The following is a 342-nucleotide window of genomic DNA, read 5'->3' as shown; positions in this document are numbered from 1 at the left end:
ACAAGATGCGCGTGTTCCAGGAGGAAATCTTCGGTCCGGTGGTGAGCATCACCACCTTCAAGGACGAAGCCGAAGCCCTGGCGATCGCCAACGACACCGAGTTCGGCCTGGGCGCCGGGCTGTGGACCCGCGACATCAACCGCGCCTACCGCATGGGCCGGGCGATCAAGGCCGGTCGTGTGTGGACCAACTGCTACCACCTGTACCCGGCGCACGCCGCGTTCGGCGGCTACAAGAAGTCCGGCGTCGGCCGCGAGACGCACAAGATGATGCTCGACCACTACCAGCAGACCAAGAACCTGCTGGTCAGCTACGACACCAATCCGCTGGGCTTCTTCTGAG

At 63.7% G+C, this 342-nt stretch carries 1 protein-coding gene; it reads left to right on the top strand.

The window, feature by feature from the left end; genetic code table 11:
- The coding region (locus QMX85_RS23375) for an aldehyde dehydrogenase family protein (RefSeq protein ID WP_282344944.1) at positions 1-341 on the top strand (341 nt) is incomplete at its 5' end.
- Position 342 lies beyond the last annotated feature (1 nt).

It is taken from the genome of Pseudomonas sp. PS02288 (assembly GCF_029959715.1).
Lineage (GTDB): Bacteria > Pseudomonadota > Gammaproteobacteria > Pseudomonadales > Pseudomonadaceae > Pseudomonas_O > Pseudomonas_O kuykendallii.
Note: the sequence above shows the minus strand (reverse complement) of the source record. Positions and strands in the feature narration are given on the sequence as shown.